Origin of the sequence: Aureimonas sp. SA4125 (assembly GCF_019973775.1) — a bacterium.
In the GTDB taxonomy this organism is placed as follows: domain Bacteria; phylum Pseudomonadota; class Alphaproteobacteria; order Rhizobiales; family Rhizobiaceae; genus Plantimonas.
Window position 1 is genome coordinate 2,784,131 of record NZ_AP025032.1, and the last position, 18,553, is coordinate 2,802,683.

12 protein-coding genes are annotated in these 18,553 nt (G+C 68.0%); 7 read left to right on the plus strand and 5 right to left on the minus strand.

What is annotated here, in order from left to right:
- Positions 1-123: 123 nt before the first annotated feature.
- The gene (locus Sa4125_RS13145; RefSeq protein ID WP_223998507.1) at positions 124-2,277 is read left to right on the plus strand and encodes a flagellar biosynthetic protein FliO; all 2,154 of its coding nucleotides are present in this window, start codon (positions 124-126) and stop codon (positions 2,275-2,277) included.
- 415 nt (positions 2,278-2,692) lie between these two features.
- Here Sa4125_RS13145 and dksA read toward each other — a convergent pair whose 3' ends face one another.
- Positions 2,693-3,109, minus strand: coding sequence for an RNA polymerase-binding protein DksA (dksA, locus tag Sa4125_RS13150; RefSeq protein ID WP_188850575.1), 417 nt, complete (start codon positions 3,107-3,109; stop codon positions 2,693-2,695).
- A 281-nt stretch (positions 3,110-3,390) separates the two neighbouring features.
- On the opposite strand from dksA, the gene Sa4125_RS13155 reads away from it, so the two are divergent.
- The 4 genes from Sa4125_RS13155 to Sa4125_RS13170 all read left to right on the plus strand — a co-directional run bounded on the left by Sa4125_RS13155 (position 3,391) and on the right by Sa4125_RS13170 (position 7,180).
- Positions 3,391-3,918 (plus strand): histidine phosphatase family protein, encoded by a 528-nt coding sequence (locus Sa4125_RS13155; RefSeq protein ID WP_223998508.1) that lies wholly within the window; start codon positions 3,391-3,393, stop codon positions 3,916-3,918.
- A gap of 72 nt (positions 3,919-3,990) precedes the next feature.
- Positions 3,991-5,451 (plus strand): YcjX family protein, encoded by a 1,461-nt coding sequence (locus Sa4125_RS13160; RefSeq protein ID WP_223998509.1) that lies wholly within the window; start codon positions 3,991-3,993, stop codon positions 5,449-5,451.
- Positions 5,448-6,545, plus strand: coding sequence for a TIGR01620 family protein (locus tag Sa4125_RS13165; RefSeq protein WP_223998510.1), 1,098 nt, complete (start codon positions 5,448-5,450; stop codon positions 6,543-6,545). Before Sa4125_RS13160 ends, Sa4125_RS13165 begins: the two co-directional genes overlap by 4 nt.
- A gap of 95 nt (positions 6,546-6,640) precedes the next feature.
- Positions 6,641-7,180, plus strand: coding sequence for a hypothetical protein (locus Sa4125_RS13170; protein ID WP_223998511.1), 540 nt, complete (start codon positions 6,641-6,643; stop codon positions 7,178-7,180).
- Here Sa4125_RS13170 and folK read toward each other — a convergent pair.
- Together folK and folP are read right to left on the minus strand one after the other, a co-directional pair.
- Positions 7,155-7,697 carry a 2-amino-4-hydroxy-6-hydroxymethyldihydropteridine diphosphokinase gene (gene folK, locus Sa4125_RS13175; RefSeq protein ID WP_223998512.1) on the minus strand — a complete coding sequence of 181 codons (543 nt, stop codon included), beginning with the start codon at positions 7,695-7,697 and terminating at the stop codon, positions 7,155-7,157. The two genes, Sa4125_RS13170 and folK, sit on opposite strands and share 26 nt — an antisense overlap.
- Positions 7,694-8,554 (minus strand): dihydropteroate synthase, encoded by an 861-nt coding sequence (gene folP, locus Sa4125_RS13180; protein ID WP_223998513.1) that lies wholly within the window; start codon positions 8,552-8,554, stop codon positions 7,694-7,696. Before folP ends, folK begins: the two co-directional genes overlap by 4 nt.
- 128 nt (positions 8,555-8,682) lie before the next feature.
- Here folP and Sa4125_RS13185 point away from each other — a divergent pair, with 128 nt between their 5' ends.
- Positions 8,683-9,288, plus strand: coding sequence for a DUF922 domain-containing protein (locus tag Sa4125_RS13185; RefSeq protein WP_223998514.1), 606 nt, complete (start codon positions 8,683-8,685; stop codon positions 9,286-9,288).
- Positions 9,289-9,327: 39 nt separating this feature from the next.
- On the opposite strand, the gene Sa4125_RS13190 is transcribed toward Sa4125_RS13185, so the two are convergent.
- Both Sa4125_RS13190 and Sa4125_RS13195 read right to left on the minus strand, forming a co-directional pair.
- The gene (locus tag Sa4125_RS13190; RefSeq protein ID WP_223998515.1) at positions 9,328-9,648 is read right to left on the minus strand and encodes a 2Fe-2S iron-sulfur cluster-binding protein; all 321 of its coding nucleotides are present in this window, start codon (positions 9,646-9,648) and stop codon (positions 9,328-9,330) included.
- 132 nt (positions 9,649-9,780) lie between these two features.
- Positions 9,781-10,161 (minus strand): Hpt domain-containing protein, encoded by a 381-nt coding sequence (locus Sa4125_RS13195; protein ID WP_223998516.1) that lies wholly within the window; start codon positions 10,159-10,161, stop codon positions 9,781-9,783.
- A 444-nt stretch (positions 10,162-10,605) separates the two neighbouring features.
- Between Sa4125_RS13195 and Sa4125_RS13200 the strand changes: the two genes are divergently transcribed.
- On the plus strand, positions 10,606-18,534 hold the full coding sequence (locus Sa4125_RS13200) for a hypothetical protein (protein WP_223998517.1): 7,929 nt from the start codon (positions 10,606-10,608) through the stop codon (positions 18,532-18,534).
- Positions 18,535-18,553 lie beyond the last annotated feature (19 nt).

Genomic DNA, 18,553 nt, shown 5'->3' on the forward strand with positions numbered 1-18,553 from the left:
GTTGGTGCAGTGCGGATGAACCGTGCTAAAGGCAAGTTTTCCAAGCCGTCGGACGGCAAAATACGCTTGTCGTGACGATTGAATTCCGGTCTACCATGACCGCGTCTACCTCGGGAGTTCAGTATGCGTGAGTGGCTTGTCGATCTTGTTGGCGAAGGCATGGCCCCGGCCGCCACCCTGGTCCTTTCGGCTGCGATCGTCCTGCTCCTCGTGTTCTCCGTCATCTGGGTCGCCAAGCGGGCCCTCGGGGGGCAGTTCGGTCAGCGGGCCAAGGGGCGCGGCCCCCGCCTTGCCGTGATGGACATTACCGCCATCGATCCAAAGCGCAAACTCGTCCTGGTTCGGCGAGATGAGGTCGAACATCTCATCCTGATCGGCGGACAGAACGACATCGTCATCGAGGCCAATATCCTGCGTGTCGCCAGTGGCGCGAGGCCGGCTCGGACCGAGCCCTCGTTCCGCCCGGACGACGCCGCGCCCGTCGATCGCCGGCCGGCGGTAGCGGCAGCCCCATCGCAGCAGCGACCCGCGCCGACCCCACCTGCAGCGCAGGGGCCGCGACCCGCGGCGAACGGCGCGCCACGGGCCAAGGATGTCGTCCAAACCAGCCCCCTCGCCCGGCCCCTTCCGCGCGCTCCCTCGACACCGGAAATCTCGGCCCCCGCCCCCGTCGTCGTCGATCCCGACTCGCGGGTCGAGCCCGTCGCCGCTACGTTGCCGCCCCAGCCTGCCCCAGAAGCGCCGACCGCTCCTCCGCAACGCCGGGAGCCGGCCTTCAGCGATTCGCCGTCCTCCCGTCAGAAGGCCGAGCCAGCGTCGCCTGTGAAAGACGAGGAGCCCCAGCAGGGCGCCGACAGAGCGACCGTCGCCGACCGTGCGCCGGATACCGCAGCGCCGTTTCCCGTCGTGACGGAGGCGCCGGCGGGCGGTCCGTCGTCGCCGGTCCCTGATCGCAAGCCGGCAGCAGAAGCGCCCCGCAGCCCCGCCGACATCGTGAAAAATACTGCCGAGGCGCCTGCGGTCGTCACGACGGGAAGAATCGTCACCGCCGAGACCCCGCGGCCGGCACCGCCGCGCTATGTCCCTGTGGATCGCACGGGTCCGCCGAGCCAGCAGATCGTGACCCGCACTCCCGTGACCACGGCTTCCGGGCTCGTCGGCAACGGCGAGCCGCCGGTGCAGCGCGTCTCCGTCACCGGCCGAGATCCTTCCGGCGGGGGCATGACGGGCGGCAGCGTAAACACCCCGGTGGCTGAACCTGTCGCACCAGCAGTGCAATCGATGGCGGCACCGGCCGATTCCGGCGCGTTCGCGGCCCCGCCGTCGCCGACCCGCCAGGACGTGCCGGCCTCCCGGCCAGTTACGGCGCCAAGGCCCGCGGCTTCGACTTCTGCCCCCGATCCTTCCGGCGAGCGCGATCGGCCGCAGCCTGCGGCAAGCGCAGAGACGCAACCGGAGAATCCCCGCAGCAATCCACCGAAGATGAGGGAGATGGCCCCGCGCACGGGCGAGCCGGCATCGGGCCTTATCGGCGCGGCAGAGCGCCAGCGGGAGTTGATCCGCGCCCGGCCGACGCCGACCATGAGGCCGCCGGCTGAAACCACGCCAGCCGGACCGGACCTGACCCGGACTGCGGGAGTCCAAGTTCCACTGCCGCCGGGCTCAGTGCCGGACACCGCTTCTGGCGCTCGCGCGGCGCCCGAAGTCGCGCCGCCCGAAAAGAAGCCGCTGGAAGTGCGTAGCTTTGCGGCGTCCATCCAGGCGGGCGGGCGGGTGACGCAGGGCGCCCCGACCCCGGTCGACAGGACCCCGTCCAGCGTGCAACCGCCGGACAGGTCGCCGGCTGACGAGCCGACCCCCGCCGCGGCGCCCCGGCGTCCGCTGGTTGAGCCGGCCGCGCCGGTCGCGTCCTCCCCGGTCGCCCCGGTCGCGTCCGCCCCGGCCGCACGCGTCGCAGCGGAACCGGCGAAGGGCAACGACGGCGCCGATGACGATTTTGCCGGCCTCGAAGATTTCCTGTCCGCCGAGCTCGATTTCGGACTGGACGACGTCCATTGGAACGACGAACCGGAGGGCGCTGCTCCCGAGGTGCGGGTGGACGAGCCGAAGTCGACCACCGACAGCAAGCCGGCCGACAGCAAGCCGGCGGACAGCAAGTCGGCGGACAGCGAGGCAGAAAGCGAGGCGAAAAAGCCGCGTGCCCTGACGCTGGAGGAAGAGATGGAACGGCTCCTCGGCGACTTCAACTTCGAGACGTCGGACCGCGGCAGACGCTGATCCCAAGGGCGACCACGGCGCGACGAAATCGTGGTCGCTTCCGTTCGTTTCGGTCTGGAGACGTCGCCGTCGAGCACGCCTGGGATGGACGCCTGGGCGCAAGGCATGGCAGGCCCGAGATCGCTGTCGATCCCGTCAGTGCACCGCGGAGCAGGGCGTGACGCCGCCGAGATCCGACCAGCGTGATGTGGCTTCCAGGGACATTGAGAGGTGAGTAGGGATTGATCAGCCGACGGTGGCGATCGACCTTGGCGCGGAACGTCATCGCTCGCAGAACCGCCTTTGGCGGCCGCTATCGCAGCGTGAGGAGCACCGGCAGTGACGCTCGTTGCGATCGCCTGCAGGCCGCATCGGCAGCCTGGCGGATGGACGTCGCCGATCCCGGATCGCCGAAAACTCTATTCGTCGCAGCAGACTATTCGTCGCGGTAGACTTTCTCGCGGCGCTCGTGACGTTCCTGGGCTTCCAGGGACATGGTGGCGATAGGGCGGGCATCAAGGCGCTTGAGGCTGATGGGCTCGCCGGTTTCCTCGCAGTAGCCGTAGGTGCCTTCGTCGAGACGCTCGAGCGCGGAATCGATCTTGGAGATCAGCTTGCGCTGCCGGTCGCGCGCGCGAAGCTCGATCGCGCGGTCGGTTTCGGACGAAGCGCGGTCGGCGACATCGGCCAGGTTGGCGTTTTCGTTGGCGAGCGTTTCCAGAGTTTCGCGCGACTCGCGAAGGATGTCCGCCTTCCAGGCGAGCAGCTTCTTGCGGAAATAGTCCCGCTGCCGCTCGTTCATGAACGGGCCCTCTTCGGAGAGACCTGCATCGAAAGATAGAGTTTCGCTCATACCGTCTCCTTCAAGGCCGCTACGGCGGTGCTTATACCGAGGCTTCCGCCAAGGGACAAGCGCTTTTGCCCCACCGTCCGCCCATGATATCGATGCTTTAAGACATGGGTTTCATTTGACTTTTCAAACGCGGATGCGGGTTGCCTCGGCGCGGTCGGGCCATCTTGATCGCCGCCCTTATGATTAGGCACTCCGACTGGTGCCGACCTTGCACTGGCCGGCCTGTTGCCATCCTATCGGTTACGATTGCCTGTTTCATCGATTTCGGAATAGCTGGACGAATGGTCACTGCACCGATCAGCACCCTCTACCTCCTGCGGCACGCTCACGCCGCCGTTCCCCTGCCGGGGCAAGGCGACCGTGACCGTCCGCTGGACGCGCGCGGCGCCCGCGACGCACCGCGAATTGGCGACATGGTCGCGGAGGAGATTTCCGGACTGTCGTCCATTCTCTGTTCCCCGGCGGTTCGTACGCGGCAGACGCTCGACGCCCTGCGTCCCCACCTGGCCGAGAATGTCTCGATCGCCTTCCGCGACTCTCTCTATGAACACGGGCTGGATGCCTACCTCGCCGAGGTCAGGAAGTGCGAAGCGGCCCGCGGGGTCCTCGTCATCGGACACAATCCGACGATCGAGGAGTTCGCGCTGCAGCTTGTGGGCGATGGAGACGCGAAAGCCATGGCGCTCCTGCGCGAAGGACTGCCGACGATGGCGCTGGCGATCATCTCGTTCGACACTGGGATTTCGCAGATCGCGCCCGGTTCGGGCTTCCTTCGTCGGCTCCTTCGCCCGCGCGATCTTGCTGCCTGAGTCCCTACCGGACTCCCCTCGCCCTGCCTATATCGCCGGGACCCGCCCCCCGAGCCCGAGTGCCCCGTCTCCATGACATCCCTCACCGACGAAGCCCGCATCGTTCTCGACAATCTGAGCGACCGCACCTCGTCCCTCTTCCACCCGACACTCCGCCTCGGGGTCGCGGGGCTGTCGCGCGCCGGCAAGACGGTGTTCATCACCTCTCTCGTGCACAACCTCCTGCACGGAGGACGCCTGCCCCTGTTCGAGGCGCAGTCCGGCGGCCGGATCGCGAAGAGTTTCCTCGAGGAGCAGCCGGACGCCGCGATCCCGCGTTTCCAGTACGAGGATCACATCCGCACCATTCTGGAGCAGCGACAGTGGCCGCAATCGACGCGGGCCATCTCCGAACTGCGGCTGACGATCGAGTACGAGTCGGCCTCCGGCTGGTCGCGCATGTTCTCTGCCGGCAGGCTGTCGCTCGACATCGTCGACTATCCCGGCGAATGGCTGCTCGACCTGCCCCTTCTGGACAAGGATTTCGCGACTTTCTCGGCCGAGGCGATCGAGCGGGCACGGTTGCCGGCGCGGGCGGCCATGGCGGGCGAATACCTGGCGCTCCTGGCGGACGCGGATCTTTCCGCGCCCGCGGACGAGATGACGGCATCGCGGCTCGCCGCCGCCTTCACCCGCTATCTCCGCGACTGCCGCGCCGACACCACCGCCCTGTCGACATTGCCGCCCGGCCGTTTCCTGATGCCCGGCGATCTCGAGGGCTCGCCCGCTCTCACCTTCGCGCCGCTGCCGGCGGAAAGGGGCAAGACCTACCCCAAGGGCTCGCTGGCCGCACTGTTCGCGCGGCGCTACGCCGCCTACAAGTCCGTCGTGGTCAAGCCCTTCTTCCGCGAGCATTTTGCCAGGCTCGACCGGCAGATCCTTCTCGTCGACGTGATGCAGGCGATCAATGCCGGCCCCGAGGCGATCCGGGACCTGGAGACGGCACTGACCGACGTTCTCGAGTGCTTCAGGCCGGGCAAGACGAGCTGGCTCGGCTCCTTCATGACGCGCCGGATCGATCGCATCCTGATCGCGGCGACCAAGGCCGACCATCTGCATCGCGAGAGCCACCCGAGGCTGGAGGCGATCGTCCGCCGCCTCGTCGACCAGGCCATCGCTCGGGCCAAGTTCTCCGGCGCCAAGACCGAGGTCCTGGCACTCGCCTCGATCCGCGCGACGCACGAGGCGAACGCGACCCAGAACGGCGACCGCCTTCCCTTGATCGTCGGCACGCCCATGGCCGGCGAGACGATCGACGGCCAGACTTTCGACGGTGCGAGCGAGACCGCCATCTTCCCCGGCGACCTTCCCGCCGATCCCGCCCGGCTCTTCGAGGCGGGCGGGCCGTGGAACAACAGTTCCCTCGACCCGCTGACCTTCGTGCGCTTCAAGCCGCCGCGGCTGGAGCGGACGGCCGAGGGCTTCACGCTGTCGCTGCCGCACATCCGGCTCGACCGTGCCGTCCAGTTTCTCATCGGGGATAAACTGGCATGAGCGACCGGAGCGACCCGCCCATCCGCCGCCCCGCCGCCTTTCGGCTGGATGCGAAAAGCCCGCCGTCGGAGCCGGCACCGACCGCCGAGGCGGAGGCCGTCAGGACGCCGCGCGCGGTCTCCGATCTCAGCCTTCTGACGATCGAGCCGGACGAGGCGATCGAGCGCGAGGCCGCCTTGGTCGAGATCGATCTGGGCGAGAGGCCGACGCGTCGCTTTTCCTTTTTCAAGCTCTTTCTCGCCGCATTGGGCGCCCTGGTGTCGCTCGCCATCGGTCTCGCCGTCGATGCGCTGATCCGCGATCTCTTTGCCCGCGGCGACTGGCTCGGCTGGGTCGGCCTCGCGCTCGCGGTCCTCCTGGTCATCGGCGCCCTTGGCATCACGGCACGCGAAACCATCGGCATGCTGCGCCTTGCCGCCGTCGACCGCGAGCGGAAGGCAGCGCTTGCAGCCTATGAGCGGGACTCGGCGTCGGAGGCGAAGATCGTCGTCGCCGGGCTCGTCTCGCTTTTGTCCGGCAAGGCGGAGACCGCCGAGGGACGCCGGCGGCTCGCCGCGCTCTCCGAGGATGTGATCGACGGGCGCGACATGATCGCCGTCGCCGAACGCGAACTGCTCGGGCCGCTCGACGTCAAGGCGCGCGCGCTGGTCCTCGCCGCGTCCAAGCGTGTCTCGGTGGTCACGGCCGTCAGCCCGAAGGCGATCGTCGACGTCGCCTTCGTCCTTTTCCAGACCGTCCGGCTGATCCGCCAGATGTCGGAACTCTACGGGGCCCGTCCCGGCACGCTCGGCCTGATCAAGCTGACGCGCAACGTCCTCGGCCATCTTGCCGTCACAGGGTCGATCTCGATCGGCGACAGCGTCGTCGGGCAGGTTGTCGGCCATGGCCTCGCGGCCCGGCTGTCGGCGCGCCTCGGCGAAGGCGTCGTCAACGGGCTGCTGACGGCGCGGATCGGGCTTGCCGCCATGGACCTCTGCCGCCCCCTGCCCTTCCTGAAGGCGCAAAGGCCGCGCATCGCCGATTTCGTCGGCGATCTGGCCTCTCTCGACGGCGTGGCCAAACGTGCCCGCCCGGTCCCTCCGGCGACCACGTAACCGTGAGCAGACCCTCGTGGAAACAAGTCGTTAACCGTTCCGAGCGATAACAGGAGGGTGCCAGCGACATCCTGTCCCGACCGGAAAGATCCAATATGTTCAACGCGTCCTTCGCCGGTGTCGCCCTTGCCGCCGCCACCACGCTGATGCTCGCGGCCTCTCCCGCCCGTGCCGGCAGCGACACCGCCTTTTTCGATCAGGTCGTCGGGCAGTGGTCTGGCCGCGGCGAGATCGTCGCCGGCAAGTACAAGGGCACCAAATTCAACTGCAGCTTCAGCGGCGAAACCCCTGGCGGCGCCGTCGGCATGTCGCTCGACGGCACATGCCGGGTCGGCCTCTTCTCGCAGAAGATGCGTGCCGAAGTGACGAAGCAGGGCGTGACCTACAAGGGCGCCTTCCTCGACGGCGCCAAGGGCAAGGGACTCGACATCATCTCCGGCAACGTCGCCGGCAACCAGATGGTCGTCGGCCTCGACCGCAAGCAATTGAAGGGGGCGATGATCGCCAAGCTCGACGGCCGCGACAAGCTGAGCATCTCGATCTCGGTCCGCGTCGCCGACGACCTCGTCCCCGTCCTCGGCATGAGCCTTGCCCGCGGCGAGGCGATGATCAAGCAGACGGCGCTGGAACAGTAGCGGTCACTTCCGCGGGCGCGCGCCACCAGGCACCGTCCTCGCTTGCCGGCTCGATACCGGCACGGTCGAGCCCGATCAGCCGAGCGGCGACGGTCTGGCCATCCACCATCGTGTCCGGTGCGATATCGGCGAGCGGCACCAGGACGAAGGCACGCGCTCCGATCCGGGGATGCGGCAGCGTCAGCGCCTCGTCCTCGAACGCCCTTCCGGCATAGTCGAGAACGTCGAGGTCGATCGTTCTCGGACCCCAGCGTTCGAGCCGCTCGCGCTTCAACGCGCGTTCGGTCGACAGGCAGAGCTCCAGGAGCTCGCGCGGCGACAGCGACGTGTCGACGGCCGCGCAGGCATTGAAGAACCAGGGCTGGTCGGTCACGCCCCAAGGCGGCGTGCGATAGAGCCGGGAGACGGCGGCGACCGTGGTGTCGTCGCGCCCGTCGATTGCCGCGAGAGCCGCGCGCATGTTGGCCTCGACGTCGCCGATATTGCCGCCGATCCCGAGAAGCGCCCGCGCCCTCACCACGTCGCTCCTTGCGCCGCGGCGCGCATGGCATCGGCAATGGCCAGCGCATCGCGGTTGACCGGCACGTTGTGCACCCGGAAAATGTCGGCGCCGCGCTCGCGCATCAGGACGCTCGTCGCAGCGGTCGCGACGTCCGGCTCCGGGTCGTTGCGGCCGATGATGCCGCGCACGAAGCGCTTGCGCGAGGTGCCGACGAGCAGCGGAAAACCGAGATCCATGATTTCGTGGAAGCGCGCGATGAGGATCATGTTCTCCGGCCCGTCCTTCTCGAAGCCGAAGCCCGGATCGAGAACGATGGCGCCGGGCGCGATCCCTGCCTCCGCCGCAATGCGCAGAGATTCCCTCAGAAACAGCCGTTGATCGTTGATGACGTCCGCCAGCTTGGCGCGTTCGCGGCCGGTGTGCATGAGGCAGATGCCGGCCCCCGTGGAAGCCGCGACGCGCGCGATGTCCGGCTCCTTCTGGGCGCCCCAGACGTCGTTGACGATATGCGCGCCGGCGGCGACGGCAAGACGCGCCGTCTCGGCGCGATAGGTGTCGATCGAGATCAGACAGTCGGATCGCGCCGCCAGCGCCTCGACGACAGGCAGGACACGCCGCTGCTCTTCGAGCGGATCGACGGGAGTGGCGCCCGGCCGGGTCGATTCGCCACCGATATCGATGATCTCGGCGCCCTCTGCCACCATGCCAAGGGCCGCGGAGACCGCCGCCTCGACGCCGGCATAGCGGCCGCCATCGGAAAAGCTGTCCGGCGTGACGTTCAGAACGCCCATGATCGCGGCGCGCGCCCCCATTTCCAGAACGCGGCCGTGGCCGACGTGCCAGGTGCCGCCACGCGGTGCTATCGGCTGCATTGTGACCTCTTTGCCATCTGCCGCGAAAACGTCGCGCTCTTTGATAGGTGATCGGGCGATGCGCTTGTATCAGAAGCGCTTTCGGTTAGCGTGAGCTTTCGCCCGATTTGCCTGCCCCGGAGGCTTCGATGCTGCGCCGTCTGCCGATCCTCGCGCTTGCCCTTGCCGCCGTGCTTCCGGCGGGCGCCGCCGATATCCGGCAAAAGACCACCTACTTTACCGTACGCGGCGAGACGCTCGAGGAACTCGACCGCGATCTCGGCCGCAAGGGCCCGCTGATGTCCGCAACCGGCTCCCGCCATCCTGGCGCGACCGAGGTCAAGTTCGGGGGCAAGGTGACCTACAAGCCGAAGGATGGGTCGTGCCGTGTCGCCTCGACGGCGCTGACGTTGAACCTCGTCGAAACCCTGCCGAAATGGAGCCGACCGAAGGCGGCCTCGACCCGCACCGCGATCATCTGGAAGACGCTGTCGGACGACATCGCGCGCCACGAAGCCCAGCATTCCAACATCGCGCGCACCTATGTGAAGAAGATGGAGTCGGCGCTGCGCAACCTTGCGCCCGAACGCGACTGCGACGCGATGGAAGCCCGTGTCAACGCCGTCAGCGCACGCTACCTCGCCTGGCATCAGGATGCGCAAACGCAGTTCGACGTCATCGAGGGACGCGAGATGAACATGCGGCTGCGCCGGCTTCTGAAGCTCAACGTCGCGGAAGCGACGCAGAATCCTTGAAGCGGCGCGGAATGTCATAGCCGGCTGGTGTCAGCCGCGTCAGGACTGACGCGCGGGCACAAACAGGATCAGACCGTCGAGTTCGTCGCGCACGCGGATCTGGCAGGACAGGCGGGAGTTCGGACGCATGTCGATCGCGAAATCGAGCATGTCCTCCTCCATCGCCTCGGGCTGGCCGACGACAGTCTGCCAGGCCTCGTCGACATAGACATGGCAGGTCGCGCAGGCGCAGGCGCCGCCACACTCCGCGTCGATCCCGGGTACCGAATTGCGGATCGCGTTCTCCATCGCCGAGGTCCCGTTCGCCGCTTCGACGACATGGCGGGCACCATCATGGGTGACGAAGGTGATCTGGGTCATCTGGCGCTCGGCTGTTGGTGTTGCGCAGGTCCCGCGCGAGGTGCCTTGGTTAGCGGGTCGCCTTCGGCGAAGTCAACCGCGGGTTAGGAGGTCGCCTTCGCATGTCCGACCCCGCAGCGGAGCGAAGCGCCGTCAGTTGCCGAGGGCCGCTATGAAAAGGGAGATCCGCTGCATTTCCGCTTCCATCGCGGCCTGCGCCGACGCGCTGCCGGGCTCTCTCTCGAGCGTTTCGGCGGCAGCCGCCAATGCAAAGGCGCCGATGTTGCGCGCCGCGCCTTTCAGCGCATGCGCGATCTGGCCCCGCTCCGCGTCGGTCGCGAGATGCAGCCGGTCGGCAAAGGCGATGATCTGCCGTTGCATCAGCCCGAGGATCTCGCGTTCGAGCGCCCGGTCACCGAGGGTCTGCCGCGTCAGGTGAACGAGGTCGATCGGACGGCTGCGCGAAGGGCAGTCGCCGGAGACGTCCCTTCCGACGGAAAGGGCCGCGGAAGCAAGCCGTGCGAATCCGGCCATGAGTGTTTTCCCTGGAAGACAACGATACGGGGATTTGTCGTTCGTGCCGTCCACGCTGCCCGCATTCGGTGTAGGATGGGTTAAGCTCGGCCAGTCCGGGGAACGGAGCGGACGAGGCCGGCGACGGCGGGGCAGCATCCAACCGATCGAGCAAGCGGGCGTCGAAAGCCAGTAAAGCGAACGGACCGTGTCTTTGGTGCCCGAAAATTTGCAAATCGCCTCCTATCGTTAACCCTATCTTTAAAGTTGTAGGGATCACCCGGATTTACGGTTTCTTTCGAAAAGCGCCATAACTACGATACAGCTAGAGAGACTGACGCCCGACGGCCGACCGGCCGAAGGGATCATCGTTCCCGAGGCGTCGTTCGGCCATGCTGGACGGCGGGGGAAGCGACCCGCACTGTTCACGGGTCCTGCGTAACGAGTAGTGAGGCGCGACGGCACATGGCAAACATCAAGACCTACGATTCGCTGCCCGACGAAGCCCTCGACGAATTGGAGGCTGCGCTCAACGCCGACATGCTCGAAGAATCGGACAAGGGGCCGACGGCCACGGTCCAGGGGCATATCGAACCGGAATCGATGACGCCCGATACCGTCGACATCGACTTCGCCTTCAGCGAGTTCGACCGCCAGATCCAGGAAGCGACCGGCGCCCTGGGCGACGAGACGCGCCCTGCCGCGGTTGCCGCCCTCCCTGCCGATGCCGCTTCCGTCACCGCCGCGGACCGTTCATCGGAAAGGCCGGCGGACCGGCTCGTCGCATCCGCCGCTGCCGCACCGGCTGGCCCCGTCTCGGGCTGGCCGCGCACGCTTTCGCCGTCGGCCGGCGTCTCGGGAAAGTCCGACCCGGCGTCGCCGTCTTCGCGCCCCGAGGTCCCGTCCTCGCCGCGCACCGTCGCCAATTCCGCGTCGCCGCTCGCTGCCGAGGCACCGCGGACCCAGCGCAAGGTGCCGGCCAATGACGAGGAACGTCGAACGTCCGTGATCGCCAAGGCGCTGCTCAGCCGCCGGGCCTCACCGGCGCCGCTCTGGATCGCTGCCATCGTGTCCGCCCTCTGGGTCGGCGCGACACTGTTCTTCGGCAACGGAGTCTACGGCGGCGAGCTTCTGGCGATGCCGTCGTCGGCGGCAGAATTTGCCCGCGCAACGGGTCTCCTGACCATCGCGGCCGTTGCGCTCGTGCCGGTCCTCCTCATCTTCGCCTTTGCCGTCATGGTCCGTCGCTCGCAGGAACTGCGTCTGATGAGCCGCTCCATGGCCGAAGTCGCCCTGCAACTGTCGGAGCCCGAAAGCGTCGCCACCGAGCGGGTGATGAGCGTCGGTCAGGCGATCCGGCGCGAGGTCACGGCCCTTGGCGAAGGCGTCGAACGGGCGCTGGCGCGCACCTCGGAACTCGAATCCCTCGTCCATTCGGAAGTCACGGCGCTCGAACGCTCCTATGCGGACAACGAGGTGCGAATCCGCTCGCTCGTCCAGGATCTGGCCGCCGAGCGCGAGGCCATGCTCTCGCATGCCGAGAAGCTGCGTTCTTCAGTCGTGGGTTCTCACCAGCGGCTGGTCGAGGACGTCGACACGGCGTCGCACGAAATCCTGCGCCGCATCGAGCAGGCCTCCACGCGCTTCGAAACCCTTCTCAGCGAGCGCGGCGATGAACTGTCGAAGAGCTACACCGATCGCAGCCAGGATCTCGTCGCTCTCTTCGACGAGAAGAGCCGCGTCGTCAGCGAGAGGCTGACCGCCAGCAGCGACGGATTCGTCGCCCGCATCAATGAGAGCGCGGAAGCCGCCACATCGCGGCTGCAGATCACCGGCGAGAACGTCACCCAGCTGATCGAGGCCCGCTCCACCGAGTTGCAGTCGCGTTCGGAGGACCTCGTCGGACGGATCAGCCAGATGGGCGAAGATCTCGGCCTGCGGCTGCAGACCTCCGGCGACGCCGTCGCCGGACTTCTGACGTCGCGCACCGAGCGTCTCGACAGCGACGGCCGTACCTTCATGGACGCGCTCAGCGAGACCCTCGACCGCCGCTCGCGCGGCCTCAACGACGACAGCGCCCGCTTCCTCGACCTTCTGACGCGCGGCCTGGAAGAGCGGGCCGAGCGCGCGGCTCAGCTGATCTCCGAGAAGAACGGCGAAACCATCGGCGGCATCGACGCGCGGCTCGACCGGCTGGAGACGGCCCTGTCCGAGCGCGGCGGCGCGCTGCTCGGCGCCATCGAGACCCGGACGACGACGATCCTCGACACCAGCAATCGGATCACCGAGGCGCTGCAGCTGCGCTCCACGGAGTTTGCACGGACCCTTGCCGACCGCAGCCGCGAGATCAGCGCCGCCTTCGCCGCCGGACAGAGCGAGCTGGCCTCGACGACCGGCGACGCGCTGGCGCGCGCCGGTTTGACCCTGGATGGCCGAACGGCTGAGATCCGGGCGCTTCTCGACGATCGGCTGCAGGCGCTGCACGCGGTGATGGCGACAGGCGCGCAGGGGCTCGACCAATCCATCGGCGCGAAGATCGCCGAGATCGAAACGGCGCTGCAGGGCCGTGCCGACGAGATCGAGACCGGCCTCGCCTTCGCGCACCAGAACCTCGTCGGCAATCTCGAAGAGCGGACCGGCGACATAACCGCGGCCTTGAGCGCCAATGTCGACCGCCTGCAGACCGTGCTGCGCGATGGCGAAGTCGCGCTGGCCGCCGGCGGCGAAGATCGCACCCGTTCGCTTCAGGAAGCTCTCGAGACGCGTCGTCAGGCGATCGAGACGCTGCTGCGCGAGAAGGGCGACATCCTCGTCGGTGCCATCGAAGAACGCTCGCAGCGCTTCATCGGCGACTTCGACGACCGCAGCCAGTCCCTTTCGGGACAGCTGGCCGAACGGCTGCAGTCGGCCGATACGGCCCTCCGCCGCCTGCAGGAAGAGCTTCTTTCGTCCCTCGACGAGCGTCATGGCAGCCTGCGCAGCGCCCTCGGCGAGCGCGGCGAAGTCCTGCGCAACATCGGCAACGAGATGCACGAGACCCTCGTCACCGCTCTCGAAGGGCGTATTCAGACGGTCCGCGACTCCTTCGAGGCTGTCGTCGGACAGGTCGGCGAAGACCTGGCGCAGCGCGTCGAAGCGCTCCGGTCGACGGTCGAGGGTTCGGGCAACGAGATCAACATCGGGCTCGACGACCGCTCGATGCGCCTGTCCAGCGATCTCGAGGAACGCACCCGCCTCCTGAACGAGGGCCTCGACGCCCGTGCCGCGGGCCTCCGCGACATCGTCGAGTCCGCACGCGGCGCCCTTCTGGAGGGCCTCGACGAACGTCTGCAGGTCATCCAGCAGATCGTCGACGGTTCCGAGGGAACCCTGCTGGCCGGTCTCGACCAGCGGGCCGAGCGCCTTTCGGACGAACTGGATCGCGGAAGCCTTGGGCTGACCACGAAGATCGACGACCACACGCGCGGGCTGACGAACGCTCTCGCCGAGGCGGGCGGGCGACTGACCGGGGCGCTCGAAGACAAGCGCGAGGGCTTGAAGACCATCATGGACGATGTCGTCCAGTCGGCGGCGATCACTCTCGGGGAACGTGCCGAAGACGTCCGTCGTGCCATCGAACTCAGCGTCGGCGATATCGCCCGCTCGCTCGATCTGCGCCGCGACGACCTGATCGCTGCGCTCGACACCGGTACCGCGACGATGACAGGCGCCCTCGATCAGCGCACCGACGCCATTTCCACGGCTCTCGATCGCGGCCTCGGCAATGTCGAACGGACGCTGAACAACCGCACGACGCTGATCGCCGAATCCCTGCGTAGCGCCATCGCCGGCGCGACCGCCGCGATGACCGAGGAAGCCGAGCGTGCCCGTGCAGGGCTGGAGGACGGCACCAAGGCACTGGCCGCCAGCATCAGCGGCGCCGGGACGCTCTTCCAGACGTCCGGCGAGGAAGCGCGCCGCGATATGGCCCTCGAAGCCGACCGCATGGCCGAACGGCTGGTGGCGATTGCCGAGGACCTGCGCCTCAAGGCGGAGACGGCGCGCAACGAGATCGCGACGGAAGGCGGGCGGATCGCCGAGACCGTCGGCGGTGCCGCGGCGATCATTCGCGAATTGTCCGACCAGGCACGCGATCGTTTCGCCGGCGAAGCCGAGTTGCTCGCCAACGCCGTCGCCTCGACCTCGCAGCGCATGCGCACCGATGCCATGGAAGCGCGCGCGACGCTCTCCGATCAGGGGGCGATCTTCGCTTCGCAGATCGGCGGCGCCTCGCTCGCCATGCGGGCCGAAGCACAGGCAGCGCGCGAGCGTCTGACCGCAGTGTCAGAAGAGTTCGTCGGCGGGTTGTCGGAGATGGCGGAACGGCTGCATGCCGATGCGGATGCGGCGCGTCGCGACGTGGCGCGCCAGTCGGAACTCCTCGCCGGAGAATTCGTCGGAGCCTCGCACCGCCTCCGCAATGCCGGCGACCAGTCGCGAATCCTGTTCAAGGAAGAAGCCGCCCAGATCGCCGGCGAGATCGCCACGGCTGCCGCGATCATTCGCGAACACAGCGAGTCCGCCAAGCGCGAGATCGGCGAACACGCAGCCAGCATTGCCGGTCAGTTCGACGGCGTCACCGACCAGCTTCGTATGGTCGGCGCGGAGACGCGTGACCTCGTGCGCACCGATGCTGCTTCGATCGCAGCCGAGGTGGCGGCCGCGGCCGTCGTCATTCGCGAACACAGCGAGTCCGCCAGGCGCGAGATCGGCGAACACGCAGCCAGCATTGCCGGTCAGTTCGACGGCGTCACCGACCAGCTTCGTATGGTCGGCGCGGAAACGCGTGACCTCGTGCGCACCGATGCAGCTTCGATCGCAGCCGAGGTGGCGGCCGCGGCCGTCGTCATTCGCGACCAGAGCGAGACCGCCAAGCGCGAGATCGGTGAACAGGCCGCGACTTTTGCGGAGCAGTTCGACGGCATCGCCGAGAAGTTGCGCGCCGTTGGCGCGGAAACCCGGAACCTGGTGCGCACCGATGCGGCCGCCATCGCCGCGGAAGTGTCGGCTGCCGCCGACACCATCCGCGAACGCAGCGAGCAGGCGCGCTGGGCCATCGGCGAACAGGCCGGCGCCCTTGCCGCCGACATTGCCGATGCCTCGGGCAATCTTCGCGCCGCCGGCACGGAAACCCGCGAACTCTTCACGCGGGACGCTGCGGCCATTGCCGACGCTGTTCAGAGCGCTGCCGCAATGATCGACGACCGGGCCGAGCAGGCGCGACGTGACATCGCCGCCCACTCCGGCGCCCTCTCCGGCGATCTGGTCGAGGCCTCCGAGCGTCTGCGCCAGGTCGGCACCCAGTCCCGCGATCTGCTGCGCCAGGATGCGGCGGGTGTCGCCGACAACATCGCGGTCGTTGCCGCGGCGATTTCCGAAAGCGCCGCAACGGCGCGGCGCGACCTGGCCGAGCAGGCCGGGAAACTGGCCGAAGAAATCGCCGTCGCCGCACGGCAGCTCAGCAGCGTCGGCGACGAAAGCCGCGGTCTTTTCAACCAGGATGCCGCTGTCATCGCGGATGCGGTCAAGGCCGCGAGCGACCTCATCTACCGCCAGGCCGAGCAGGCCCGTCAGGAGATCGGCAATCAGGCCGATGCTCTCGCCGGCGATCTCGCAGGCTCGTCCGAACGGCTGCGCGAGATCGGCAGCGAGTCGCGTGCCCTTCTTCGTCAGGAGGCCTCGATCGTCGCCCGCGACGTCGTTGCCGTCGCCGATGCGATCCGCAGCGGAAGTGATGTGGCACGCCGTGAGATCGGCGAGCAGGTGCAGTCCCTCGCCGGCGAAATGCACACGGCGTCGGAACGGCTGCGCGAGGCGGGAGAGACGACCCGCGACCGCCTCAATGACGATGCAAGAGGCATCGCCGAACAGATCACCGCTTCGGCGGAAGCCATCCGCCAGCGCAGCGACGAGGCCCGCCTCGTCCTGTCCGACAATGCCGACCTCTTCGCCAGCCGGATCGGCGGCATTTCGCGGAGCATCCGGTCGGAAGCCGATCAGATGGCAGGGCAGCTCGACGAGCGCCGCCAGGCCTTCGTCAGCGATCTCGAGAACTTCTCGCGCCAGCTGGCCGAAAGCCTTGGCGGCTCGTCCGCATCGATGCGCGGGGATCTCGACACCGCGACCGACATGATCCGCAGCGAGATCGAGGGCGCCTCGGGCACCCTCGTCTCCGAGATGCGGACCATCGCCAACCGACTGCGCGAGAACGTCTCCGGCGTCTCGACCGTGCTCCTGCGCGATGCCGACGCGGCGCGCGAGACGATGATCACGCAGAGCGCCGAGATCGCCTCGCAGCTGGCCGGCGCGTCCATCGTCATCCGGACCGAGGCGGACGAGGCCCGCCAGCAGTTGATCGACAGCGCCGGTGCGTTCAGCGAAGAGCTGAGCAACCGCCTGGCGGCCTCCGAGCGCTCGCTGAGCACGCGGGCCCGCATGATCACCGGCGATCTCGAGGAAAAGACGCGGATGCTCAGCGACATGCTCGCCGGCCGCGGCAGCGAGATCGCGCGACTGATCGACGAGGAGGCTCGACCGATGATCGAGCGTTTCGCCGAGAGTGGTGCGCAGACGGTGCAGCTGATCGAAGAATCGTCGCAGCAGGCGTCGACCCGCCTTCAGCAGGAGAATTCCGCGCTGATCGGCGCCCTGAGCCGTCGTGCCCAGGAAACCGTCGAGTCGCTCAGCCAGTCTTCGGCGGACATTCTGTCCAGTTTCGATACCCGGACCGGACAGGCTGTGGCCGCCGTCGCCGACATGCGCGACAAGCTGTCCAACGATATCGGCGCCCTGATCGGACGCCTGTCGAAGACCAACGGCTCCCTGCGCACCCTTGTCGACGACGCCGCGAACAATCTCGGGGCGATCGATGCGACCCTCCAGGAGGCCGGAAGCCGGTTCAGTGAAGGTGCCGACAAGGCAGCGGACCAGATCGCGTCCTCCTCGCAGCGTCTCGACGGCAATATCGCGCGGCTCGACCAGCTGTCCTCGACGACCTATTCCCAGGTCACGTCGATGGCTGGCCGGTTCGAGGATCACGGCCGGATCCTGCAGGAAGCGGCGAGCCTCCTCGATACGGCGCAGGGCAATCTGCGCACGACCCTCGAGGATCGCCGCGACGGGCTGGAAGAGCTTTCCAACGGCCTTGTCGCGCGCTCCGAGGAGATCGGGCAGCTGATGCGCTCGTTCGAGGAGGTCGTCGACGGCCTGTTCGAACGGACGGAGCAGCGCTCGCGGCTCCTGTCGACACGCCTGACCAGCGAGGTCGGCGCTTCGCTCGATCAGGCCGGCAAGCAGATCGACGCCACCGAGAGCCGCTCGCGGGCGGCAGCGGCAGAGATCCGCACCGCGGTGCAGACCGTCGTCGAGGACGCCACCACGCGCTTCGCCGGCGCGACCGAGGAAATGCGGCGTACCGCCTCGCAGATCCGGGACGATCTCGCCGCGGCCCGCGAGGAGATCAAGCGCGGCGTGTTCGATCTTCCCGAGGAGACGCGCGAGAGCACGGAGGCCATGCGCCGCGCCGTCGGCGACCAGATCCGTGCTTTGCGCGATCTCGGCGAGATCGTCTCGCAATCGGGCCGCGCCTTCGATGTCGGGGCGCGCCGCCAGCCGGCTGCAGCGGCGACCCGCACGGAACTGAGGCAGTCCTCTCAGATCGCCGAACCGGCGCCCGAGGAGGAACGCCGCGTGGCACGCACCGCGCCCGTGGAGCGGATCGCTGAGGAGCGCCGGGCCCCGGAGCGCGCGTCCGAGACGCGGCAGAATGTCCCTGCCCCGTCCGAGGGCAATGTCGCGCGCTCGCTGCGTGGCTCGCTCGACGTGGAGCGTTCGGCCCCTGCCGCATCGGTCCCGCCGATGCTCACGCCGAGCGCATCCCCGGCGCGGACCGAACCGGTCAAGGCGGGCGGCTGGGTCTCCGACCTCCTGCGCCGCGCCTCTCGCGAGGAGGACGACGAGGCGGCCGAGGCCGGGCCGGCGGAGCCGGCGGCGGCACGCTCGGCGGAGCACGTCGTCGAATCGCTCAACTCGCTCTCGGTCGACATCGCGCGGGCCATCGACCACAATGCCTCGGTCGATCTCTGGGAGCGGTATCGCAAGGGCGAGCGCAACGTGTTCACGCGGCGTCTCTATACGATGAAGGGACAGCAGACCTTCGACGAGATCCGGCGCAAGTATCAGCGCGACGCCGAATTCCGTTCCGCCGTCGACCGCTACATCGCCGACTTCGAGACGCTGCTCGGCGACGTCACCCAGCCGGACACCGACAACGCCCTCACGCGGACCTATCTGATGTCCGACACCGGAAAGGTCTACACCATGCTGGCTCACGCCTCCGGCCGCTTCGACAGCTGACGGGTCAGACAAAATAAGG